Annotated in this window: 22 protein-coding genes; 12 read left to right on the forward strand and 10 right to left on the reverse strand. The window is 62.7% G+C overall.

From position 1 onward, the window contains the following. Positions 1–62 precede the first annotated feature (62 nt). From mrcB to EKH80_RS09150, 6 genes are all read left to right on the forward strand, one after another. The gene (gene mrcB, locus EKH80_RS09125) at positions 63–2,393 is read left to right on the forward strand and encodes a penicillin-binding protein 1B (protein ID WP_126684414.1); all 2,331 of its coding nucleotides are present in this window, start codon (positions 63–65) and stop codon (positions 2,391–2,393) included. 11 nt (positions 2,394–2,404) lie between these two features. Continuing rightward, the gene (locus EKH80_RS09130) at positions 2,405–2,941 is read left to right on the forward strand and encodes a tetratricopeptide repeat protein (RefSeq protein WP_126684415.1); all 537 of its coding nucleotides are present in this window, start codon (positions 2,405–2,407) and stop codon (positions 2,939–2,941) included. 77 nt (positions 2,942–3,018) lie between these two features. After that, on the forward strand, positions 3,019–3,366 hold the full coding sequence (locus tag EKH80_RS09135) for a hypothetical protein (RefSeq protein ID WP_126684416.1): 348 nt from the start codon (positions 3,019–3,021) through the stop codon (positions 3,364–3,366). A gap of 45 nt (positions 3,367–3,411) precedes the next feature. Continuing rightward, positions 3,412–5,334 (forward strand): DNA repair helicase YoaA, encoded by a 1,923-nt coding sequence (gene yoaA / locus EKH80_RS09140; RefSeq protein ID WP_126684417.1) that lies wholly within the window; start codon positions 3,412–3,414, stop codon positions 5,332–5,334. A 255-nt stretch (positions 5,335–5,589) separates the two neighbouring features. Further along, positions 5,590–7,017 carry a sugar porter family MFS transporter gene (locus EKH80_RS09145; protein ID WP_230473552.1) on the forward strand — a complete coding sequence of 476 codons (1,428 nt, stop codon included), beginning with the start codon at positions 5,590–5,592 and terminating at the stop codon, positions 7,015–7,017. Positions 7,018–7,325: 308 nt separating this feature from the next. Continuing rightward, complete coding sequence (locus EKH80_RS09150; RefSeq protein ID WP_230473538.1) at positions 7,326–8,873, forward strand: alpha/beta fold hydrolase; 1,548 nt, start codon at positions 7,326–7,328, stop codon at positions 8,871–8,873. An 87-nt stretch (positions 8,874–8,960) separates the two neighbouring features. Here EKH80_RS09150 and hemE read toward each other — a convergent pair whose 3' ends face one another. From hemE to EKH80_RS09170, 4 genes are all read right to left on the reverse strand, one after another. After that, positions 8,961–10,025: a uroporphyrinogen decarboxylase gene (gene hemE / locus EKH80_RS09155; RefSeq protein ID WP_126684420.1), complete on the reverse strand. Its 1,065-nt coding sequence runs from the start codon at positions 10,023–10,025 to the stop codon at positions 8,961–8,963. A gap of 7 nt (positions 10,026–10,032) precedes the next feature. Further along, positions 10,033–10,296: a WGR domain-containing protein gene (locus EKH80_RS09160; protein ID WP_126684421.1), complete on the reverse strand. Its 264-nt coding sequence runs from the start codon at positions 10,294–10,296 to the stop codon at positions 10,033–10,035. A 215-nt stretch (positions 10,297–10,511) separates the two neighbouring features. Continuing rightward, positions 10,512–11,612, reverse strand: a complete 1,101-nt coding sequence (gene aroB, locus EKH80_RS09165; RefSeq protein WP_126684467.1) for a 3-dehydroquinate synthase — start codon at positions 11,610–11,612, stop codon at positions 10,512–10,514. After that, positions 11,612–12,154: a shikimate kinase gene (locus EKH80_RS09170; protein ID WP_126684422.1), complete on the reverse strand. Its 543-nt coding sequence runs from the start codon at positions 12,152–12,154 to the stop codon at positions 11,612–11,614. Before EKH80_RS09170 ends, aroB begins: the two co-directional genes overlap by 1 nt. A 44-nt stretch (positions 12,155–12,198) precedes the next feature. Here EKH80_RS09170 and EKH80_RS09175 point away from each other — a divergent pair, with 44 nt between their 5' ends. Further along, the gene (locus EKH80_RS09175; protein ID WP_126684423.1) at positions 12,199–13,044 is read left to right on the forward strand and encodes an NAD-dependent epimerase/dehydratase family protein; all 846 of its coding nucleotides are present in this window, start codon (positions 12,199–12,201) and stop codon (positions 13,042–13,044) included. A 6-nt stretch (positions 13,045–13,050) separates the two neighbouring features. Here EKH80_RS09175 and EKH80_RS09180 read toward each other — a convergent pair whose 3' ends face one another. Together EKH80_RS09180 and EKH80_RS09185 are read right to left on the reverse strand one after the other, a co-directional pair. Next, complete coding sequence (locus EKH80_RS09180; protein ID WP_126684424.1) at positions 13,051–13,791, reverse strand: response regulator; 741 nt, start codon at positions 13,789–13,791, stop codon at positions 13,051–13,053. Positions 13,792–14,050: 259 nt separating this feature from the next. Continuing rightward, positions 14,051–14,881: a kinase gene (locus tag EKH80_RS09185; RefSeq protein ID WP_126684425.1), complete on the reverse strand. Its 831-nt coding sequence runs from the start codon at positions 14,879–14,881 to the stop codon at positions 14,051–14,053. A gap of 39 nt (positions 14,882–14,920) precedes the next feature. Here EKH80_RS09185 and pdxH point away from each other — a divergent pair, with 39 nt between their 5' ends. Genes pdxH through EKH80_RS09200 form a run of 3 tightly spaced genes read left to right on the forward strand, consistent with a single transcriptional unit; the run spans position 14,921 to position 16,775 of the window. Continuing rightward, entirely contained in the window at positions 14,921–15,508 is a 588-nt protein-coding gene (pdxH, locus tag EKH80_RS09190) for a pyridoxamine 5'-phosphate oxidase (protein WP_126684426.1), read from the forward strand. Positions 15,509–15,521: 13 nt separating this feature from the next. Next, positions 15,522–15,962, forward strand: coding sequence for a secondary thiamine-phosphate synthase enzyme YjbQ (locus tag EKH80_RS09195; RefSeq protein ID WP_126684427.1), 441 nt, complete (start codon positions 15,522–15,524; stop codon positions 15,960–15,962). A 3-nt stretch (positions 15,963–15,965) separates the two neighbouring features. Beyond that, on the forward strand, positions 15,966–16,775 hold the full coding sequence (locus EKH80_RS09200; RefSeq protein WP_126684428.1) for a cobalamin-binding protein: 810 nt from the start codon (positions 15,966–15,968) through the stop codon (positions 16,773–16,775). Between the two features lie 74 nt (positions 16,776–16,849). Here the strand turns inward: EKH80_RS09200 and EKH80_RS09205 are convergent, their stop codons facing one another. Genes EKH80_RS09205 through proC form a run of 3 tightly spaced genes read right to left on the reverse strand, consistent with a single transcriptional unit; the run spans position 16,850 to position 18,793 of the window. Continuing rightward, positions 16,850–17,392: a hypothetical protein gene (locus EKH80_RS09205; RefSeq protein WP_126684429.1), complete on the reverse strand. Its 543-nt coding sequence runs from the start codon at positions 17,390–17,392 to the stop codon at positions 16,850–16,852. A 6-nt stretch (positions 17,393–17,398) separates the two neighbouring features. Beyond that, positions 17,399–17,968, reverse strand: a complete 570-nt coding sequence (locus tag EKH80_RS09210) for a YggT family protein (RefSeq protein WP_126684430.1) — start codon at positions 17,966–17,968, stop codon at positions 17,399–17,401. A gap of 3 nt (positions 17,969–17,971) precedes the next feature. After that, the gene (gene proC, locus EKH80_RS09215) at positions 17,972–18,793 is read right to left on the reverse strand and encodes a pyrroline-5-carboxylate reductase (RefSeq protein ID WP_126684431.1); all 822 of its coding nucleotides are present in this window, start codon (positions 18,791–18,793) and stop codon (positions 17,972–17,974) included. A gap of 350 nt (positions 18,794–19,143) precedes the next feature. Between proC and EKH80_RS09220 the strand changes: the two genes are divergently transcribed. Next, positions 19,144–20,181: a type IV pilus twitching motility protein PilT gene (locus tag EKH80_RS09220; RefSeq protein ID WP_126684432.1), complete on the forward strand. Its 1,038-nt coding sequence runs from the start codon at positions 19,144–19,146 to the stop codon at positions 20,179–20,181. Positions 20,182–20,209: 28 nt separating this feature from the next. Further along, complete coding sequence (locus tag EKH80_RS09225; protein ID WP_126684433.1) at positions 20,210–21,379, forward strand: PilT/PilU family type 4a pilus ATPase; 1,170 nt, start codon at positions 20,210–20,212, stop codon at positions 21,377–21,379. Positions 21,380–21,575: 196 nt separating this feature from the next. On the opposite strand, the gene EKH80_RS09230 is transcribed toward EKH80_RS09225, so the two are convergent. Beyond that, a complete protein-coding gene (locus EKH80_RS09230) occupies positions 21,576–23,339 on the reverse strand; it encodes a hypothetical protein (RefSeq protein WP_126684434.1) in 1,764 nt (587 codons plus the stop codon). Positions 23,340–23,927 lie beyond the last annotated feature (588 nt).

Consider the following 23,927-nt stretch of genomic DNA (forward strand, 5'->3'; position numbering starts at 1 on the left):
TACCGGGCTCTATGATCCTTTAAGTCACGCCGATCCGACTTCCTGCCCTGGATACTGCCCCGTTGGACTTTCTTAGCCGACTTCGATCGATTGCAAGCGCCTGCTGGCCCTGGCTGCGCATTCCCTTTTGGGTCTGCACCGGCCTGTTATTCGGTTTCCTGCTGCCGTATTCGCTGATACTCAACAAGCGCGTGCAGGATCGTTTCAGCGACCTTGTGTTCGCCGTGCCGACGCGAATTTACTCGCAGCCGCTGCGGCTGGCGCTAGACGTACCGATGACGCCTGGCGCGCTGGAAGTGGAACTGACATTCGCCGGCTACGCCGATGACGGTCACGGCGACGTGCCGGGCAGCTGGGCGAAGAAGGGCAGCACGTATTACATTTCTTCGCGCGGCTACGCAGGCCCTGACGGTGGCGAATTGCCCAAGCACATTCGCGTTGCGCTGGGTGAGGGCGTGGTGCAATCGGTCACCGACCAGGGCACCGCCAAGCCGTTGAAGGAAACGCATCTCGATCCAGCGCGAATCGGCACCGTGTATGGCGTCAAGCAGGAAGATCGCAGCTACGTGCAGTTGAACGACGTGCCGCAGTTGCTGGTATCGGGCCTGCAGGCGGTGGAAGACCGCGACTTCAAACATCACATAGGGGTGGACTTCATCGCCATCCTGCGCGCGGCCTTTGCCGATTTGCGCGCCGGTCATACCGTGCAGGGGGCTTCCACGCTCACGCAGCAATTGGTGCGCAATCTGTTCCTCAATCGCGAACAGACCATGGGACGCAAGTTGAACGAAGCCTTGATGTCGATCCTGCTGGAGATGCACTACAGCAAGGCACGCATCCTTGAGGCTTACATCAACGAGGTGTTCCTCGGCCAACAGGGGAGCCAGGCGGTGCACGGCTTTGCGGCAGCATCGGAATTCTATTTCGGGCGCCGCCTGCAGTACCTGCGCCCGCAGGAAGTCGCTTTGCTGGTCGGGTTGGTGAAAGGCCCCAGCCAGCTAGATCCGCGGCGCTATCCCGACCGCGCCATGGCGCGGCGCAATCTGGTGCTGGACACGTTCGTCAGCACCGGCCTGTTGACGGAGCAACAAGCGCGTGTGGCCAAGGCCACGCCGTTGAGCGTGATCGAAGATGGCCAGCTGCCGCATAACCGCTTCCCGGCCTTCATGGAGCTGGTGCGCCAGCAGATCACCAACGACTTTGACGAAGACACCCTCAAGCAGGGCAATCTGTCGATCTTCACCACGCTCGACCCGGCCACCCAGTTGTATACGGAAGAGGCGGTCAGCACGGCGATCAGGAATCTCGGCAAGCGCGGCGACGACACGCAGGGTGCCGCGGTGGTGACCGACTCGAAAACCGGCAAGGTGCTCGCCGTGGTTGGCAGCAAGCTCGCCGATGAGCAGGGCTTCAATCGTGCGCTGGATGCACGCCGGCCCATTGGCTCCACCATCAAGCCGTTCGTGTATCTGGTCGCGCTGGCCGATCCCGGGCGCTGGAATCTCGCCGTTCAACTGGACGATTCGCCGATCAGCATGAAGCAGCCTGACGGCAGCTGGTGGACGCCGCACAACGACGACAACCAGAGCCATGGCATGGTGCCGATGGTGGACGCACTGGCGAACTCGTGGAACCTCGCCACGATTCACCTCGGCATGACGGTGGGGGTGCCCCGCATCAAGGCGTTTCTTGACTCATTCGGCTTGGCTGACGTCCAGCCCGGTCCGTCGTTGCTGATCGGCGCGCTCGACCTGGCGCCGATCCAGGTCACGCAGCTTTATCAGTACATTGCTTCGGATGGCCACGCCTTGCCGCTGTTGGCGGTAAGCGGTGTGGTCGACGGCAATGGCCGCACCATCAAGCGATACGAAGTGGAAGCGGGCAAGGGCGAATACCAGCCGGCTGTGCGCCTGGTGACCTGGGCGATGCAGCAGGTCGCCACGTATGGCACGGCGAGCTCGCTGGCCAAATCCAACCTTGCCTACCTGCATACGGCCGGCAAGACCGGCACCAGCAACGACCTGCGCGATAGCTGGTTCGCCGGTTTCACCGGCGACCGTCTGGCGGTGTTCTGGATGGGCCGCGACGACAACAAGCCCAGTCACCTGTGGGGCTCGACGGGCGCCCTGCGCGGCTGGCAGGAACTGTTCCGAAAGCTGCCTACCGTGCCGTTGTCCGCTGCACCGGGCGATGGCCTGGAAATGGCGTGGATCAACCCCGCTGACGGCCGCCGCAGCGATCCGGCGTGTTCCGGCGCCAAGCAGGTGCCGGTGATCGCGGGCAGCCTGTCGACGGATACGGAAGGGTGTTTCTGGCAAAAGATCGGTAATCTGTTCGGCTCCGGCGAGAGCGCTGCACAGCCTTCCGCCGGATCGCCCACGACTGCTCAGTAGACTGAAGACCCATGCCGTATCGTTCCTTCCGCCTCCGTCATCCCCTTGCCCCCGCTGCGCTGGCGGGCCTGTTGCTCACCGCCTGCGCGCAGCCCGCGCCCGAGGCGCCCAAGCCGCCACCCGGAAAATCCAACGCCTTGATGGTGGACGAGATCCGCGCCGCCGGCGAGCGGGACAAGTCGGTCATCAACGTGCATCCGCTGGTCGATCCGGGCATCGTCGCATTGCAGGACGCCGCTCGACAGGACGAGCGCAGCGGCCAGTACCAAGCGGCGGCCACGAAGCTCGACATGGCCCTGAAACGCAGCCCCGAAGCGCCGGATGTGCTGCAGGATCGCGCCGAGGTCGCCATCTACATGGGCGACTTCCAGTTGGCTGAAAAACTGGCGCACCAGTCTTGGGCGCTGGGCTCCAAGCAAGGCCCGCTGTGCGCACGCAACTGGCAGACCATCGTGGAGATTCGCCTGCAAGTGCATGACCAGACTGGTGCGGCTTCGGCGAGCAAGTGGGTGGGGGAATGCCGCGAGACGGGTGTTCAGCGGCTTTGATGCGGTGACTGTTCTGCTGTCCTTCGGGGAAGGGATCAGAACATCCCTGGCAGAACAGCCCGTTCGAGTATCCCTACGTGGCGCCCATGCTGGAGTGCTTTGCCGCGCGCCGCTACAACTTGCGCGATTTGGCGCGCCGGGCGATAACACCGCACGCGTGCGCATGTGCGAAACAATGCTCGAGCAAAACCACTCATGTCGGTATAGCAGCCACGGCCGAAGGCAGCTACGCGTTCGAACGCCTGGACCATCAGCAAGACACCAATCTCGATTCCACTCCTTCCTCGCGCGGCGCCGAATTCGAATTGCTGTTCCCCATCAGCGTGAGAGGGCGTGGCGACGCAGCACGCTCGCGCGGCGCGATGCGAGCCATCGAAGCTGAAGGTATCGGTCGGATAGTGGAAGTCGCTGGCGCCGTGCCGTAGTACGGCAAGGTTTCTCCGGCGGCGCGCCTGCGCGATACTGTCCCGATGACCGACCCCGACGACATCGGCGCATTGCTCGGCGCCGACGGCCCGTTTGCCCGCGAATTGCCGAACTTCGCCCCACGCCCTGCACAGCAGGAGATGGCGCGCGCAGTGCAACATGCGATTGCCGAATGCGAAACCCTGATTGCGGAAGCTGGCACCGGTACCGGCAAGACTTACGCGTACCTGGTGCCTGCGATGCTGTCGGGCGAGCGCGTGATCGTATCCACCGGCACCAAGGCGCTGCAGGATCAGCTGTTCTTTCGGGATATCCCCAAGGTGCGCTCAGTGCTGGGGGCGCGTCTGAAGACCGCATTATTGAAGGGGCGTGCGAACTACCTGTGCTTGTACCGCCTTGACCAGACGGTGCGTGAAGGCTCGGCCATGGATCGCAACCAGGCGGCGCAGCTGGCTGCGATCCGTGCGTGGTCCGCGCGCACTCGACGCGGCGATCGCATGGAGTTGGCCGAGGTGCCGGAGGATTCGCCGCTCTGGCTGCGAGTGACCTCCACACCGGAAAATTGCCTGGGCGTGGAATGTCCGTTCTACGAGGATTGCCACGTGATCAGCGCGCGCCGTGAAGCGCAGGAAGCGGACCTGGTGGTGGTCAATCACCACTTGCTGTTCGCTGACCTGGCCTTGAAGCAGGAAGGTTTCGGCGAAATCCTGCCCGGCGCGCAGGCTTTCATTCTGGACGAGGCGCATCAGGTCCCCGAGCTTGCCGGACAGTTCTTTTCGCAAAGCGTCAGCGCGCGCCAGCTTACCGAACTGTCCCAGGACGCCTTGGCCGAATGCCATGGCGTCACCGGTGCGATCGGATCGGTGCTGGAGCCGGTCGAGGCCTTGCAGGAAGCCGTACGCAAGTTCCGGCTGACGATCGATCCGCTGCCAGTGCGCGGCCCGTTCCATGAATTGCTCAAGCGTGACGGCGTGCCGGATGCGTTGCGTGAAATGGGCGAAGTGCTGGCTGCTCTGGCCGATGCACTGGCGTCACAGGCCGAACGCTCGCGCGGGCTGATGAACGTGCACGAACGCGCGCTGCATCTGAGCGAGCGCCTGGATCGCATCACGGAAGCCGGCTCCGAGCAGGACGTGCGCTGGTACGAGTCGTTTCCACGCGGCTTCGCCTTGCATGCTACGCCGCTGGACCTGGCGGCGCCGTTGCGCGCGATGCGCGAGCGCACGCATGCGGCATGGATTCACACGTCGGCAACGCTGTCGGTGGCGGGGCAGTTCGATCATTTCGCGCGTCAGCTTGGCCTGGACGATCCGCAGACTTTGAGCCTGGAAAGTCCTTTCGACTACGCGCGGCAGGCTTTGTGTTACCTGCCGGACGGTTTGCCCGATCCGGCCATGCGCGATTACCCCGATCGCGTGATCGATGCCACACTGCCGGTGCTGCAGGCTTCCAACGGCCGCGCCTTCCTGTTGTTTACTTCACACCGCGCCTTACGTCGTGCCGCCGATCTGCTTGCCGACCGCGTGCCATGGCCTTTGTTCGTGCAAGGCACTGCGCCACGGCATCAATTGCTCGAGGAATTTCGCGCCAGCGGCCATGGCGTGCTGCTTGGGGCGGCCAGTTTCTGGGAAGGCGTGGACGTGGCCGGCGAAGCGCTGTCGGTGGTGATGATCGACAAGCTGCCGTTCGCCGCACCGGACGATCCGGTCCTGCAAGCGCGCCTGGAGGCACTGGAGCAGGCGGGCATCAATCCTTTCATGGGCTGGCAGGTGCCATCGGCGGTGATTGCGCTCAAGCAGGGCGTAGGGCGCTTGATTCGCGACATTTACGATCGCGGCGTGTTGGTGCTGTGCGATCCGCGGCTGACCACCAAGGGCTACGGCAAGCTGTTTCTCAATAGTTTGCCGGCAATGCCCCGTACGCGTGATATAGCCGACGTGCAGCGTTTCTTCGAGTTAGCCAATTAGCCGCGTAGGCTGGGAGGACAATCCTCGCATCGCGCAGGTTGGACGCATGGCAATGCTGGGTTTTGCAACGTAAGCCTACGATTGCGTGGATCCAGGACTTCCGCCCCAGCCTCAGACTTCGCTGTAAGGGTTGCTCTCCCCCGCATGCTGCTAGAGTCTTGGTGCTGCATACGTATTCAGGGGGACAAGACCAGCACGCGTGCGCAGAATCGTCCTCCACCAGTACCATCATGCGGGGAGCGTGATCACATGCACATGAACACGGGCAATGCGAGCGTGGCGCAGGGGGAAGAGGCGCGCACCACCGCCAGGGTCGTGCTGATTGCGGCGGCGGCGGCGATCGGCGGATTTCTGTTCGGCTTCGACACGGCGGTCATCAACGGTGCGGTTGATGCGGTGCGGCATGGATTTGGCCTGAGCGCCGGCCGGATCGGCATCGCGGTTTCCTGCGCGCTGCTGGGTTCCGCGCTGGGTGCGTGGTATGCGGGTCCGTTGGCGGATCGCCTGGGCCGTGTGCGCACGATGCAGGTGGCCGCATTGTTCCTGGTGCTCTGTGCAGTTGGCTCGGGACTGGTCCGCGGCGTGTGGGATCTCATGTTCTGGCGCGTGATCGGTGGCATCGGCGTAGGCGTCGCTTCGGTCATCGCACCGGCTTATATCGCCGAGGTGTCGCCGGCAAACGTGCGCGGGCGCCTCGGTTCCATGCAGCAACTCGCCATCGTGCTCGGCATCTTCGTGGCATTGCTCAGTGACGCGTGGCTGGCGAGCACGGCCGGCGGCGCTGCACAGAAACTCTGGTTTGGCCTGGAGGCCTGGCGCTGGATGTTTCTGGTCGCCATGGTGCCGGCGCTGATCTACGGCGTATTGGTGCTGGGCGTGCCGGAGTCGCCTCGCTATCTTGTCGCGCGGGGGCGTCCCGCTGAAGCGCGCGTGGTGCTGGCGAAGGTGCTTGATCTGCATAGCGATCAAGCGCTGGATGCCAAGATCAACGACATTGCACATAGCCTGAAGGTGGAATATCGACCCACCCTGAAAGACTTGCAAGGTTCGCGCTGCGGACTGCTGCCAATCGTGTGGGTGGGTATCCTGCTATCGGTATTCCAGCAGTTCGTCGGCATCAACGTGATCTTCTATTACTCCTCGACACTGTGGCATTCGGTGGGCTTCAGTGAGGCGGATTCGTTTTCGATCACGGTGTTCACCTCGGTCGTCAACGTGTTGGTAACCCTGGTGGCGATTGCGCTGGTCGACAAGATCGGGCGCAAGCCGTTGCTGTTGATTGGCTCGGCCGGCATGGCTGTCACGTTGGGCTTGATGGCATGGTGCTTCTCGCAAGCAACCGGCAGCGGTGCTTCGCTGAGCCTGGCGGCACCATGGGGAATGATTGCGCTGGTTGCCGCGAATCTTTATGTGGTGTGCTTCGGCCTGAGCTGGGGGCCGATGGTATGGGTGCTGCTGGGCGAGATGTTCCCCAACAGTATTCGTGCGATCGCGCTGGCCGTGGCGGCAGCGGCGCAGTGGGTGGCCAATTTCATCATTACCAGCACCTTCCCGTGGCTGGCTCAGGTTGGCCTCACGTTTGCGTATGGCTTGTATGCATTGTTCGCCTTCGCCTCCTTGTTGTTCGTGCTGCGTGCAGTGCGCGAAACACGCGGCATCGAGCTGGAAGACATGCAGGCCTGATACCTGCGCGCCGGCATGCGCTCATGCCGGTGCGTTTCATATGTTTCAATCGATAATCGCGCCGCGTACCTGCAACGCCGGCATTTTTCGATCATTGCAACCGCTTCCCTCCGATTGCTGAGCAGCGCATTCGGACTGTTCACGCGCACGTCACCGGCGTAAGTGCACATGTGCGTCCTGCCATGCGCAGCGTAAGCGCACGCGCAAGGGGACACATTCAGTCTTCAGCCCTATCTGCGGAGGGTGATATGCGATGCGTTGCGATGGCAATTGCTGTGCTGATGATGTTTGCGGTAGGAGTTGCTCCAGTGGCAGCGCAGAGTCTTCCTGGCTCGCTGGTTTCGATTCCAACCTCGGATGGGTATCAATTGCAGGCTTACGTGGCGGTGCCGCAGGGCAACGGGCCGCTCCCGCTGGTGGTGATGCCTTCGAGCTGGGCGGAAAACGATGCGGAATATGTGGGCGAGGCCAATCACCTGGCCAACGATGGTTTCATCGTCATCAGTTACAGCTCGCGTGGTTTCGGTATCGGCTGCTCACTTGATCCACAGTGCGGCTACGTCGACATCGACGGTCCGCTTACCATCGGCGATGCCGGCACGGTGATCGACTGGGCGCTCAAGAACACGCCGGCCGACGCGAACGAGATCGGTATTTCCGGCATTTCGTATGGCGGCGGCACCAGCCTGCTTGCGGCGGAACACGATTCGCGGATCAAGGCCGTGGCGGCGCTGAGCAGCTGGGCGGATCTGGTGGCGTCGCTGGGTGCCAACCAGACACCGAGTTCGCAAGGGATAGGGCTGTTATCCCTGGCCAGCCATGTCGGTAAGCCGGGCATGCTGATGCAGCAGGTGAATGCGAAGGTGGATGGCCTGGATTTCATGGGCGCGGTCGACGTGATGCTGGCCGATGCCAATACGCCGGGACGTTCGGCCAGCAACGGGATAGGTATGCTCAACGCCAATCGGCCGGCTGTGCTGCTCGCCAATGCGTTCGAGGACAGCCTGTTCGTGCCGGGCCAACTGGTCGATTTCTACAATCAGCTGGCGGTGCCGAAGATGCTGCTGCTCTCCCATGGAGATCACACGACGGCCGAAATGGCTGGAGCAAGCGGTTTCCCCAATGAAATCTATGCGACGGTCAATGCCTGGTTCGAGCATTACCTCAAGGGAGTGCGCAACGGCATTGAAGCGCAGCTGCCGATCCGGCTCAAGTCACAAACCGGGGTGTGGAGCACCTACGCGGATTGGGACGCAATACAGAAGGGCTCGGTGGTCTACTCATTGACCAAGCCCACAGGGCTGTTCGGCATCCTTCCGACAGGAAGCCTGTCTACGGCAGGGAGTGGAAGCTGGCAGTACGGCATCACCGGCGGCTATCTGACGGCGGCCACGACGGGTGTGGCCCTGGTAAGCGGCGCCCTTACGGGATATCTGGACCTGCCGCCGCCGGTGGAGCTGGCGCTGGTCAATCGATCGAGCGCGGGGGTATGGACCGGGCCAATACTGGGGCAAACGCAAAACCTGATGGGCATGTCGTCGCTGCAGATCAGCGTGACGCCAAGCACCAGCCAGCTCACCCTGATCGCGTATCTCTACAGTGTCGACCCGATCACTGGCATGGGGCAGTTGATTACGTGGAAACCCTATACGCTGCTCGATGCGGCAGTCGGCCGGCCCCAGACGGTCAGCATGAAGCTGGAGGCAACCGACTGGGAGATCCCCGCGGGCCATCGATTGGCCCTGGTCATCGACACCAGTGATATCCGTTATGCCGGTGCGACCCCGCCAGGGAGCGCGGTGACCTTCAGTTCTTCGGCAGCGATGCCGTCGACGTTGACGGTGTCGTTGCACTGAATGAGCGGCACAGGCTGGGTTGTAAACCCAGCATCGCAATGCATGCGTGGATGGCAATGCTGGGATTGCCATCCCAGCCTACGATGGTCATCCCTGCCTATGGCTGTAGGCATGTACTTCGTCCACCAACACCTTCACATGCTCCGGATCGACCTCGGGCGTAATGCCGTGGCCGAGGTTGAAGATGTGTCCTGGATGATTGCCGTAGCTGTCGAGCACACGCCGTACCTCGCGGCGGATCACTTCAGGGCTGGCGCGCAGTACCGCCGGATCGAGATTGCCTTGCAGCGCGACCTTGCCATTCACGGCCTGACGTGCGTCGGCGAGATCGATGGTCCAGTCCACGCCTAGCGCTGCGCAACCGATCTGCGCCATCTCGGCCAGATGCGCATTCGCGCCCTTGGAGAACAGGATCAACGGCACGTTGCGTGCCTGGACATCGGCCTTGAGTCCGTCGACGATCTGCGCCAGGTAGCGCAATGAAAATTCGCGAAACGCGACCGGGCCAAGCATGCCGCCCCAGGTATCGAAGATCATCAGCGCCTGGGCGCCGGCGGCAACCTGGGCGCCGAGATAGGCGATGACCGAGCGCGCCAGCGTATCGAGCAGCTTGTGCGCGAGCGCGGGCTCGTTCCAGCACATCGCCTTGGCGCTGGCAAAATCGCGCGACCCCTTGCCTTCCACCATGTAGCAGGCCAGTGTCCAGGGGCTGCCGGAGAAGCCGATCAGCGGCGCGCGGCCCGCCAGCTCGCCGCGAATCAGCCGCACGGCGTCCATCACGTAGCGCAACTCGCTTTCCATGTCCGGCACACCTAGCCGTTCTACGTCGGCGCGTGTACGTACCGGATGGGCGAACTGCGGGCCTTCGCCTTGCGCAAAGGACAGGCCCAGGCCCATCGCATCCGGAATGGTGAGGATGTCGGAGAACAGGATGGCCGCATCCAGTGCGTAGCGTTCCAGCGGCTGCAGCGTGACTTCGCAGGCCAGTTCCGGGTTGGTGGCCAGTGCCATGAAACTGCCGGCCTTGGCGCGCGTGGCGCGATATTCGGGCAGATAGCGGCCGGCCTGGCGCATCACCCATACGGGCGTGGTATCAACAGGTTCGCGGCGCAGGGCGCGCAGCAGGCGATCGTTCTTCAGGGTATCGGGCATGCTTTTTTTACCGGCGTCCGTAGGGGCCATCCACTCCTTGGGCAAAGACCACGCGATAGCCGCGCTTGAGCTGGGCGTCACGCACTTTTTCGAAGGCGGCAATCGCTTCATCGCGTTCCAGGTACTGGTCGCGCTTGAGCGTGGCGCGGCCGCCCTGGGTGCCTGACTCGCGGTAGAGCGTCCAGCCGCCCAGCAGGTCCTGCTCCAGCACGATCTGGACATAGCGCGGCGGTTCGGCCGAGGCTGGCATGGTTTGCAGATAAAGGCGCATGACGTCCCTGAATGACGTTACGGCTACAAGGCCGCTAAGCCAGGTATTTTAGCAGGCTGTTGAGAAACAGCCTGCTGGAGCAGGCCACGGATGGCCTGCGTTGAGAAAGTGCAGGAAAGCACTTTTTCAACATCCTGTTAGGACGGGCTGGGCCTAGGTAGCGAGGGGACGCCCAGGCAGCTCTCGCTCGCGCAAGGGGCGGAACGCGGCTGCTTTCACGCATTGGTGCAGGCCTCACGCAACACCGCCAGCACCTCTGCTTCGTTGATTCCGGACACGATTTGCGCCTGCCCGATGCCGCGCCATAGGATCAGGCGCGACGTGCCGGCGGTGTTCTTCTTGTCCAGTCGCATCAGAGCCAGCAATTGCTCCGGATCGAAGCCGGCCGGAACGCCGACCGGCAGGCCAATGGCCTTGAGCAAGCGCTCAAGGCGCAGCGTGTCGGCTTGCGTGCTCATGCCCAGGCGCTCGGATAGCCGGCCCGCCAACAGCATGCCCACGGCCACCCCTTCACCGTGCAGCAAGGCAGTGTATTGGCCCGCCGTTTCCAGCGCATGGCCGAAGGTATGGCCCAGATTGAGCAGGGCGCGCTCACCCTGCTCGGTTTCATCGCGAGCTACTACCCCTGCCTTGTAGCGCAGCTTGGTGGCGATGGCTTGTACGAGCGCAGTTTCCTCGCGCGCAGCGAGCGCATCGGCATGCTGTTCCAGCCAGGCGAAGAAGCCGGCGTCGCCGATGGCCGCGCCCTTGATCACTTCAGCCATGCCGGCTCGGTATTCGCGCGCGGGCAGGCTGTCCAGGGTGCCGATATCGGCTACCACCGCACGCGGCTGATGGAACGCGCCGACCAGGTTCTTGCCGGCGGCAAGGTTGACGCCGGTCTTGCCACCCACCGAGGAGTCCACCATTGACAGCAGGGTGGTCGGCATCTGGATGAAGTCGATGCCGCGCATCCAGCAGGCAGCGGTGAAGCCGGCAAGGTCGCCCACCACGCCGCCGCCAAGCGCAATGACGCAGGCGTCACGGGTGGCGCTAAGCGTGGCCAATGCTTCCAGCGCAAGCCCGACATTGGCAAAGCTCTTATGCGCTTCACCGTCCTCAAGCAGAAACGAAGACCAGCGCAAGCCGTCGAGGCCGCGCGAGACGCGTTCCAGATACAGCGGCGCGACGGTGCGATTGCTGATCACCAGTGCATGCCTGCCGCGCAGCACGGCTTGCCAGCGTGCGTGATCGTCCAGTAGGCCGCGGCCAATCCAGACCGGATAGCTGCGCTCGCCTAGCGTGACTTGAATGGTTTCCTGGGGTGTGGAGTTCATCATGCAGCTTGCCGATTCCAGTGCCGATCGATCAGGGCGATGCAGCGTTCGCATGCCGCAGCAACGCCTTCGTTTTCCGTGCCCGGCGGAATGACCAGTTCGGCGATTTCTGCATAGAGCGAGGTGCGTGCGGCCGCCATTGCTTCCAACTTCCGGTGACGATCGGCGTCCGCCAGCAGCGGCCGCGACGTGTCGAGCGCCAGCCGCTGCAATTGCAGCGTTACTGTGGCCTGCAGCCATACCACATAACCGCGTTCGGCCAGAGTGCGGCGATTGGCCGGGTCGAGTACCGCGCCGGCACCGCAGGCCAGCAGCACGCCGTGGTGGCCGCTGCACTCCTCCAGCATCATGCGCTCTCGCTGGCGAAAGCCAGCCTCGCCTTCGATGTCGAAGATGGTGCTGATGGAAACACCGGTGGTGCGTTCGATTTCCTGGTCGAGATCGAGAAACGGCAGCCCAAAGCGTGCCGAGAGCTGCCGGCCGATCGAAGTCTTGCCTGCGCCGGTAGGGCCGATCAGGAACAGGTTGCACGATGGATTCATGGGTGCATAGTAGCAGGCTGTTTAGATCGCCCCGAGGTATCTGGATGTCCGAACGGATCTTGATTGCCGGCTGCGGCGACCTGGGCCAACGCGTGGCGCGCCTGCTGCTGGCGCGGGGCGATGAGGTGTATGCACTGCGCCGCCATCCACCCAACCGGGACGACAGCCTTCGCTGGCTGGCGGCGGACTTGGCTAGTCCGGAAACGCTTGCCAGCTTGCCCACAGGGATCACGCAGCTGATTTTCGTGCCGGCCCCGGATGCGCGCCAACCGGACATTTACCGGGCCGTTTTCCTTTCCGGTCTACGCAATGTGCTCGACGCCCTGGATAACGCATCGTTGCAACGCGTGCTGTTCGTGTCTTCGAGTGCCGTCTACGGCGAACATGGTGATGAGTGGGTGGACGAAGCTACGCGACCTGCGCCGCCGGGCTTCAATGGACAGGTGCTGCTGGATGCCGAGCGGGCATTGTCGAAGCATCCGGTGGATTCGATCGTCTTGCGCCTCGCCGGACTCTATGGGCCAGGACGCCTGCAGCTGATAGACCGCTTGCGCGCCGGACGGGTCAATGCACCGCGCCAGCAAAAACACTGGGCCAATCGCATCCACGTCGAGGATGCCGCCGCAGCGATCGTGCACCTGCTTGGCTTGCGCGAACACCAATCGCTGTATGTCGGCGTCGACGATACGCCGCTGCCGCTGGATGTTCTTTACGATGCACTGGCCGCATTGGCGGGTGCGCCGCCTGCGTCCGCCGGGCCGGCGCCTGCAGGCATAGGCAGCAAGCGGCTCAGCAACGCGCGGCTGAAGGCCAGCGGTTTTCGTTTACGCTGGCCGGATTCGCGCATTGGGTACGCCGCATTGCTGCAGCACGCGACTTCGGCCGGCTAGCTTGCGTCAAGACTGCGGGATGCTTGACGCGGGCAAAAGCTTCGCTTGCAGGTGCGTCTCGATGCCTTGCGAGGTGAGTTTCTCGTCGATGCCGTACTTGATGAGGTCGACATCGCGCCTGATGCTGAGCTTACGCATTGCGCTCATCTTCTGTGTGCTCACTGTCTGCTTGCAGCGCTGCAGACGATGCGCGATTTCACTGATGGTGAATCCGGATACGAAAAGCCGTACTACTTCCAGTTCGCGGATGGAAAGATGGCGGCCGCGTGATGACTGCCCGCCTTGGATGCCGTGCCGCTGCACGATCGCCTCGATGCTGGGCGAGAGATAGCGTTTGCCGGCCAGGGCTGCATACGCCGCCGTGGTGAGATATTCCAGCGGATCGGCCTTGCTTATGATGCAATTGACGCCCTGCGCCAACAGCGAGCGAATCACGTCGGCATGGCTCATCATGGTCAAGGCAACCAGGCCGACGTTCGGAAACCGTTGCCGCAGCAGCCCGAACAGCATGATGCCATCGCCATGCCTGCCGCCAGGCATGGCGTAGTCGGAGATGACGACGTCGATGGCATGCTTTTCCAGCGACTCCACCAGTCCCGTGGAACTGATGGCGGAGTCGACGATCTGGAAACTCCGCTGGCCTTGCAGTTCATACAGGAGTCCCGCCAGCGTCAGCGGGTGGTCGTCAGCGATCACCACGCGGATGGGGCTGCCGTCGGGCAAAGGCCTGTCGTGGGCAAATTTCATGGACATAAGCTGCAGAGCTCTTGAGTGCTTTTCGTTACACCGCGTATTGGCCACGGAGACATCGGCGGCGAAGCCAGGTGCGGAGCCGGGCTGCTTCGACCCGGTAGCCGGGCAAGCCGCAGGCCTGGCAGCGCGACCTGCGCCAGGAATCGCCAGTCGAAAGATTAGGGGGAGAGGAAAAGTTCGGGCAATCGCACTTTTCCGAAAATGCATCGGACGTATACGACCGGCCGGAGCTTTAGGCTCCCGCGTAACGTTTTCAACTGTGGCTGAGTCCCATCACGTGATGATGGGTGTCGTATTCCACGCAGGTGTCGGCCAGTACGGGCAATGTGGCCAGGGCATGCCTGCTGAGGCGCTCGAAATGGGCGAGAAACCGCCGCATGGCCACAGCGTCCATCGCCAGAGGGGCTCCGCGCGCCAGCAGTCCTTGCTCGGTTTCGCTGCGCCACTCGCGTATCACATCCCAGTTCGGTGCCTGCAGCACGACCAGCGCATCAAGCTTGCGCCATAGTGGCTGGTACGCGCGCAGCTGTTTGTTGACCCAGTGGCGCCAGCGACCATCCGGGTCTTCCAGGCGTTCCAGCTCGTTCACCGGGTCTTCCAGCGCGCTTTCCAGTTGCGGCCTGAGGCCGAGCGCCCAGCCTTCCATCACCACCAGGCGCGGCGGCCGGATCACGCGCGGCCAGCGCGAGGGCGGCATGCGGGTGTCACGGCCCTTGTCGAAGCGAGGCCAGCTCACCGGAAACTTTTCGGTGGCATTCGGCAGGGCGGCTAGCACGGACAGCAGCAGCTCGATTTCGTGCGTCCCAGGTACGCCCCGCGTCTTCAACAGCGGATGCACTTGATGGGCGAGCGTTTCGCGTTCGCTGCGCGAATAGTAGAAATCGTCCAGCGCGAGCACTTCCGTAGGCCAGCCGCGATGCTCGGCCTGGGTCTTGATCACCCGGGCGAGGCTGCTCTTGCCACTGCCCTGCAGGCCGGACAGGCCAAGCACATACGGCCGCTGCATCCGCGCGATGCGGCCGGCGTAATGATCCAGCAAGTGGCCGGCTAGGGCCTCGGTCTGCGTGCTAGCATCATCCTTCATCGCGTAATCATGACGTGCGCTGGCTACGATTCAATACCTATGCTGAAATCCGAAATCCTTGACACCTTCAACACCCTGCTGGACCAGGCGGTGGCCAGTGGCGATCCTGAACCCACTGCCATGAACCTGTCCAGCGTCGATGCCGGCGGCCGCGTCAGTTCGCGCATCGTACTGCTGAAAGGAGCGGACCAGCGCGGGTTCCGCTTCTTCACCAATTATGAAAGTGACAAGGGCGTGCAGATGGATGCTCATGCTCAGGTGGCCCTTTGCTTTCACTGGAAGCGCCTGCGCGAGGGCGTGCAGGTGCGGGTCGAAGGCGTGGTGCGCAAGCTTACGGCGGAAGAATCCGACGCTTATTTTGCGAGCCGGCCGCGTGGCAGCCAGATCGGTGCATGGGCTTCGCTGCAATCGCAGACCCTGGCCGCGCGTGAGATGTTTGAACATCGCGTGGCGCATTATGAGCAGCAGTTCGCTGGCCGCGAGGTGCCGCGTCCGCCGCACTGGGGCGGCTATCTGGTGGAGCCGGACATGATCGAGTTCTGGTACGGCGCCGACTTCCGCCTGCACGAACGCGTGCGCTGGGACCGCCACGGCCAGACCTGGACCCACCGGCTGCTCTATCCATGATGAGGACCGTGCCATGAGCCGAGCCACACCCGCGGAACATGTTGCGCAGAACGGTTTCACGGTACATACGCGCGGCCGCGGCTTCAGCGAAATCACTGACAAGGTAGCTGAACTGGTGGCAGCCAGCGGTGTGCACACCGGTATCGTCAACGTTTTCACTACCCATACCAGCTGTTCGCTGTTGATCAGCGAAAACGCCGACCCGTCGGTGCGCGCCGATCTGGAGCGATGGTTTACCCGCGCGGTGCCGGATGGTGACGCGATCTTCCAGCATGACGCCGAAGGCCCCGACGACATGCCTTCCCACGTACGGGCTATCCTGACCGGCGTGAGCCTGACGGTTCCCGTGCATGGCGGCAAGCCGCAGCTCGGCACCTGGCAGGGAATCTACCTGTGGGAACACCGGCTGGATCCGCACCAGCGCAAGGTGACGGTGACCGTGTTCGGGCATTGACGCATGACTGAAAACGACTCCTTTCCCCATCGTATCGTCTGCCTTACCGAAGAACCTACCGAAGTGCTGTACGCGCTGGGTGAGGAGCATCGTATCGTCGGCATTTCCGGTTTCACGGTGCGCCCGCCGCGCGCGCGCAAGGAGAAGCCGAAGGTATCGGCCTTCACCAGTGCAAAGCTGGAGGAAATCCTCGCCTTGCAACCCGACCTGGTGATCGGCTTCTCCGACATCCAGGCGGATATCGCGCGCGACCTGATTCGCGCAGGCGTCGAAGTCTGGATCAGCAATCACCGCAGCGTCGAGGGCATTCTCGCTTACATCCGTCGGCTCGGCGCCATGGTGGGCGCCAGTGAAAAAGCCGAAGGCTACGCACAACGCGCCAGAACGCATCTTGCCGAAGTGCGCGCTGCGGCAGCGGCGTGGCCGCGGCGGCCGAAGGTCTACTTCGAGGAATGGGACGAGCCGATCATCACCGGTATCCGCTGGGTGGCCGAGCTGATCGGGATTGCCGGCGGCGAAGACCTGTTTCCCGAACTCGCGCGCGAGTCACTGGCGAAAAACCGCATTCTGGCCGATGGCGGCGAAGTGGTGCGCCGGGCGCCGGACATCATTCTCGGTTCATGGTGCGGCAAGCGCTTTCGTCCCGAGCGGGTGGTGCAACGCCCCGGCTGGGAGACGATTCCTGCCGTACGCCATGGCGACCTGCACGAGATCAAATCGCCGATCATTCTGCAGCCCGGACCGGCGGCGTTATTCGATGGGCTGGATGCGATGCACGCGGTGTTTGCTCAATGGGCGGCGCGTCACACGTAGGCATACGTTGAGAAACCCCGCATTGCCAAGCATGCACGCTGCGCGATGCTGGGATTGCCATCCCAGCCTACGAGCTAACGGCGATGGGGGAGGCACGGCGCCGCAATGCGTTTCAGCTCGCCGCTCTCAGCCGCATCCGCCACAAACTTCGCGGTCAACGGCGGCGTCTGCATGTTATTGCTGTTCTGCGCCCAGGTGATGGTCACGCCCGGCTTGCCGAGCGCCGCAACGAAATCAGTCACTGCATTGCGTTTTCCCAATGAGCTGGCCATGCCGAACACGAACATGTCCGGATCATCGCCGCTGGTCCAGCCCCCAACCGCAACCGGCGCAAAGGATTGCTGGCCCACCTGCAACGTTGCACTGGGTAGTTGTGACGCCGGAGCATCCGGACCTTCAAAGGCATCGAAAGGGAAGCCGGGCGCCGTATCGCGAATCACCCCCAGCTGCAGCGACAAGGCACCACCGGTGCCGGTGGTACAGGCCAGCGTGAACAAGGCAGGATGTTCGCCGCTTTGCGTAGTGACCGTGCCGTGCAAGACAATCTGCGGTGGCGCTGCGATCAGCCTGCTCGAGACAAGTCCGAGGGCAAGCAACAGCGAATAGTGCCTGAGCATACGGGCCTACCTCGCCAGGCTCACGCCGAAATCGAACAACGGTGCAGTAATCAGCCGTTGCGCCAGTAGCAGGAGGATCATCACCAGCATGGGTGAGAAATCAAGGCTGCCTGCCACCAGCTTGCCGCGCAGCGGACGCAACAGCGGCTCCACGATGACGCTGGCCAGGCGGATCATCGGATGATACGGGTCGGGTGCGAACATGCTGAGCAGCGACCAGCCGAACAGCACGACGATGTAGAACACCAGCACGAAGCTGAGTAGGTCGGCTAGAGAAATCACCAGCAAGCCGGCCAGCGCTGGAACGAAGCCCCCCAATACGAAAAGCAGCAGCCGCTCCAGTACGAACGTGAGCCACAGAATCAGCAGAGCGGCCAGGTTGATGCGCCGCCAGTTCGGCAGCACGCGGCGGATCGGCGCGAGGATGAGATTGGTGTAGCGGTAGACGAACTGGCTGAGGGGATTATGGAAATCGGCTCGGTTGGCCTCCGCCAGCATTCGGACCAGGAACAGTGTGGCGATCGCACCAAACGCCAGCTGGACCAGCAGGGATAGAGCGTCAAAGAAGTATGACATCGATCATTCCTTGTCCAGGGCGGCGGCAAGTTCCGCGCCGCGCCGGGTAGCCGCGGCCACCGCGCGGGTGACGATGCGCGGGAGCTGGTCGGCGCTGAAGCTTTCCAGTGCCGCTTGGGTGGTGCCGTTGGGTGAGGTGACGCGCTGGCGTAGGGTGGCCGGTGCTTCGTTGCTCTCCACCAACATGCGACCGGCGCCGAGGCAGGTCTGAACAGCGAGCATGCGGGCGGTTTCCCGTGGCATGCCCTGCGCTACGGCGGCTTCCTCCAGCGCCTCGACGAAGGCAAAGAAATAGGCGGGACCGGAGCCGGAAAGGGCCGTGACGGTGTCCATCAGTGTTTCGTCGTCGATCCAGCGCGTGATGCCCACGGCGTCCAGGATGTGCTGTGCCTGCTCGCGTTGCTGCGGCGTGACGCGCAGGTTGGCGCACAGGCCCGTGGCACCGGCGCCGATCAGGGCCGGCGTATTGGGCATGCAACGCACGATCGGCAGCAGGTTGCCGAACCAGCGTTCCAATTGGTCGATGCGTACGCCGGCAGCAATCGAGATCAGCAGCGGGCGGTTGCGTTGCAGGGTATCGCGTAGTTCGTGGTGGATGGCGGGCATCACCTGGGGCTTCACCGCCAGCACCAGTACGCCGGCGTCGGCGGCGGCCAGTCGGTTGTCGTCGAAGGTGGTCACGCCGAAGTCGCGGCCCAGGCTTTCACGCGCCTGCGCCATGGGCTCGGCCACCCGCAGCTTGGTGGCCGGCACGCCGGTCTTGAGCAGGCCGCCGATCAGGCTCCGCGCCATGTTGCCGCCACCGATGAATGCGATATGGGTCATTGTTATGGGTCATTCCGGAGTCTTGCAGGGGCTATACCTTACTGGACGCCAGGGACCGGAGAACAGGGAACGGGGAACGTGAAGATCGGGTGGGTGACCGGGCATCGCTTTTTACCACCTGGCGGGCAAAGTCCCCGTTCCCGGCTATTTTCTGTGCTTAGGCCCGCAATTAAATGATCCCAAGACTGGCTGCCCGCCCTGCGCCGCGAGTAGTATCGGCATCGCTGCAAGGATCGGGGGAATGGCGGGCAGGCATGCCCCGCCAGCGCATCTATCCGGATGACCTACCGTTGTCCTGCTGCGGCTTGCGTTTTGTTACAAGACGATCGGTTCTGAGGGGACAACATCCAATGGATATCGCCGAACTGCTTGCCTTCTCGGTAAAGAACAAGGCTTCCGACTTGCACTTGTCGGCGGGCCTGCCGCCGATGATCCGCGTCGATGGCGACGTACGTCGCATCAATATTCCCGCCCTGGACCACAAGCAGGTGCACGCGCTGATCTACGACATCATGTCGGACAAGCAGCGCCGCGACTACGAAGAATTCTTCGAGACCGACTTTTCGTTCGAGATTCCCGGGCTGGCGCGCTTCCGCGTCAATGCGTTCAACCAGAACCGCGGCGCAGGTTCGGTGTTCCGTACCATTCCTTCCGAAGTGCTCACCCTGGACGACCTGGGCGCACCCAAGGTGTTCCGTGAGCTGATCGAGCAGCCGCAGGGCCTGATCCTGGTCACTGGGCCAACCGGCTCGGGCAAGTCGACCACGCTGGCGGCGATGGTCGACCACATCAACAAGAACGAATACGGCCATATCCTCACCGTCGAGGATCCGATCGAATTCGTGCACACCTCGCAGAAGTGCCTGGTCAACCAGCGCGAGGTGCATCGCGATACGCACGGCTTCAATGAAGCGCTGCGCTCAGCGCTGCGTGAAGACCCGGACTACATCCTGGTGGGCGAATTGCGCGACCTGGAAACCATCCGCCTGGCGCTCACCGCCGCGGAAACCGGCCACTTGGTGTTCGGCACGCTGCACACCAGCTCTGCCGCCAAAACCATCGACCGCATCATCGACGTGTTCCCGGCCGGCGAGAAGCCGATGGTGCGCTCGATGCTGTCCGAGTCGCTGCGGGCGGTGATTTCGCAAACCCTGCTCAAAAAGGTGGGCGGAGGCCGTATCGCCGCGCACGAGATCATGGTGGGCATACCCGCCATCCGCAACCTGATCCGTGAAGACAAAGTGGCGCAAATGTATTCATCCATCCAGACCGGCCAGCAGTACGGCATGCAGACCCTGGACCAGATCCTGATCGACCTGGTGAAGCGTGGCCTGGTCACGCGCCAGCAGGCGATCGGGTATGCGAAGAACAAGGAAGTGTTCAAGTGATTAGGGCACGCCCTAACGGGAGCACGCCATGAGCGAATTCGACTTTACCTCATTCCTCAAATTGATGGTCCACAAGAAGGCGTCGGATCTGTTCATCACCGCCGGCGTGCCGCCGTCGATGAAAGTGCAGGGGCGCGTCGTACCGATCACGCAAAGTCCGTTGTCCGCACAGCAGTCGCGTGACATGGTGGTCAACGTGATGACGCCGATGCAACGTGAGGAATTCGAAAAGACGCACGAATGCCAATTCGCGATTTCCGCGCAAGGCGTGGGACGCTTTCGTGTATCGGCTTTCTATCAGCGCAATTGCGTTGGCATGGTGCTACGCCGGATCGAATCGAAGATTCCGACCATCGAGGAATTGAACCTGCCGCCGGTGATCAAGCAGCTGGCCATGACCAAGCGCGGCATCATCATCTTCGTGGGTGCGACCGGCACCGGCAAATCGACCTCGCTGGCGTCGATGGTGGGCTACCGCAACCAGAATTCCACCGGTCACATCATCACCATCGAAGACCCGATCGAATACGTGCACAAGCACGAAGGCTGCATCGTCACCCAGCGCGAGGTCGGCATCGACACCGACAACTGGGAGAACGCGCTGAAAAACACCTTGCGCCAGGCGCCCGACGTGATCCTCATCGGCGAAGTGCGTACGCGCGAAACGATGGAGTTCGCGATCAACTTCGCCGAAACCGGTCACTTGTGCCTGTGCACCCTGCATGCCAACAACGCCAACCAGGCGATCGACCGCATCCTGCACTTCTTTCCGGAAGATCGCCGTCAACAGCTGTTCATGGATCTGTCCCTGAACCTCAAGGGCATCGTGGCGCAGCAGCTTATTCCCACACCGGACGGCAAGGCTCGCCGCGTGGCGATGGAAGTGATGCTGGGCACGCCGCTGGTGCAGGATTACATCCGTCAGGGCGAAGTCCACAAGCTCAAGGAAGTGATGAAGGAATCCACCAATCTGGGCATGATGACCTTCGACCAGAACCTGGTCTCGCTGTACCAGGCCGGGGAAATCAGCTACGAGGACGCGCTGCGCCACGCGGACAGTGCCAATGAAGTGCGCTTGCGCATCAAGCTGGCGCAAGGCGGTGATGCGCATACCTTGTCGCAGGGCCTGGAGGGCGTGGAGCTGGAGGAGGACCAGGTCAACAAGGGCGGCATGGGCGGGGGGTTCCTGCGGCGTTGAGCGGCAAGTTTCGTTGCCGCGACCGTCATTCCCGCGCAAGCGGGAAGCCATTTCGATTTGCTTTTGCATCACAGCATATGGGTTGACCAGCATTCGCTGTTGAAAAGCGTTTCCGCTTGTGCGGGAATGACGACTTCCCACAAAAAAAGGAGCCGGTGGCTCCTTTTTTTGTGGGACTGTCCGCAGCCGCAGATCGCTACTTCAATTCCGTGTGCGTGGTAATCACCAGGCCCTGGTCTTCCATCCGCACCCCCGCGCTGATTGCCTTGATGCGTGCCGCTTCCGACTTCATCGCTTCGAACTGCGCCTTGGTGCTGGCCAACGTCGCCTTCTGGTCATTCTGTGCGCCGGCATCGTCGGGATTGATGGTGGCGTTCATCGCGGCAGTGTTTTCGGCGCGCTGCTCCAGCAGGTTGATCCAGTTGGCGTACATGTCGCCATCCAGATGCGTGCGCATGAGTTCACCTGCGTCACCACCCGGCTGCTGCATGACTTCAGCCAGTTTGCTGTCCTCATTGGCGCCCACCGCGATGCCGATGGACTTCGTACCCATCGCCGCCCACCCGGATTCGCCCAGTGCATTGGTGAGTTGGGCAGGCAGCACGGCCGGCTTGCCGTCGCCGCTGAGCTTGATGCCGTTGAGCATCGGACTGGTCACCTGCGCCATCGCCAGCAAGCCGGCCGGATTGCCGGTGCCGATCACTACGCGACCGGACAATTTCGGCATGCCGCCGTTGGGGTTGGGGGTGTAGCTGTCGAGCGCGACATGCAGGCCGAGCAGATCGCCGATCGGCGGCACGGCGGCCTTCTGCATGCTGTCGCCCAGGTTGCTGAAGGTGTCGTTGAGATTGTCGAGCATGGGGCAGGTGAACGGCTTGTCCGCCACCGCTTGCGCCTGTGCGCTCCAGAAGGCTCGCAGTTGCGGCATTGGCAGGGCCAGGCTCAGCTCGAACGGTGCGCTGGGATCGGTGCCCAGGCCCGGCAGTTCCACCTTCATGCCCTTGAATGCACTGATGATGTCGCCGGCGAGGGATACGTCGAAGCGCATGTCGCGATGCTTTTCATCCAGCTGGGTGTAGCCCATGCTCATCTGCGGCATGCGCGAAGCGATGCGGGACGCCTCGCCCTGGCAGCTGGGCGGCACTTGCATGATGTTCGCCACCGGTTCGCCGGTCTTGGCCGATTCGTTTTCCGCGCGCATCTTCTGCAGGGCTTGCGCCAGCGGATCCTGACCACCCACCAATAGCGGCAGCAGGTGCGTCAGATCCACTTCACCCACGGCCCACTTCGCATAACCTTTGGCCTTGGCCAGGTCGGCGAGGCGCTCGGTGTCCTGCACGCTCTTGGCCGGGCGATCGAGCCCCAGCGCCTGGCGCAGCAGCGGCTGCGCGGCATCCTGCGGCAACAGCGCGAGCACGGCCTGCTTGCCGGCCACCGCGATGATGAACTGTACATGCGAAGCCGGCGCCACGTAGCGCTGATAACTTTGCGTACCCAGTGTTACCGCGTCGAACTTCTTGCCGTAGTCGTTCTGGAGCTTGGCGACGAAGCCCTCGAACGCCTTCGCGTCGGCCAGCTCCAGGCGCAGCACCGGCGACAGGCCCAGGCCATAGAACGCCATGTAACCCTTGGGATCGACGCCGGTTTCCTGGATCACCTGCGCGGCCGTCTTGCCGTCGAATTCGGCCGCCACCGTACGCAGGTACTTGGCCATGTCCGGATCTTTGTCGACGAGTTGGTCGGCCTGCGATTTCATCTGCGCGACCTGCGCCGGCATCTCGGCATCGACCTGCGCCAGGATGGCCTGGCGTGTCCGGTCGTCCAGCACGTCCAGATTGGCCATCACGTAAGGGGTGTCCGCCGGCACGAAGGCCAGAGGGGCATCCTTGTCTTTGTGCGAGCAGGCGGCCAGCAGCAAGCCGGAAAACGCCAGCGCCAGCACGCGCTTGGGTCTACGCATATTTCATCCCCAGGGGTGTCTTTATTTACGGCGGCATTATGCCTGCTCTCGCATAGGTTGGGGGTGTTAGCCCCCAACATCCCCCTTCACTACGCACGGTTGCAGCATGTCGTGACTGGCAGCATTGCCTGCGGCGCTTTCGGTCGCGGAGCGACCGAGTCACTTTTCTTTGCTGGCCCAAAGAAAAGTAACCCAAAGAAACGGCCTCAAGAGCGTGCGGCACTGCCCAGGTTACAAGCCTGAACCATATCGCCATGCTTTGATTGTTGGCGGGCCAAGCTTCCACCGCGCCGCTATACCGCGAGGCGTCGGGGCGCTGAGGGCTTAAAGCGCGCGTGCCGACGGGTTGAGTCTTGCTGAGACTTGCCTGCTCTTAAGTTCTCAGCGCCCCGACGCCTCGCGGTATAGCGGGGGCGTCGAACCATGGGCGAGCAACCTTCGATCTAGCCATCGACGTTCAGGCTTTTACCCTACCCATGCCAAGAGCCTGTTAGGCCATTTCTTTGGGTTGGCGGAGTCAATCTAGAAGTGCATCATCGATCTTTTGTGCCAGATCGTCTCGCCCAAGCGCTCGCATAAACATCTCGG

Source organism: Dyella choica (assembly GCF_003977665.1).
Lineage (GTDB): Bacteria > Pseudomonadota > Gammaproteobacteria > Xanthomonadales > Rhodanobacteraceae > Dyella_B > Dyella_B choica.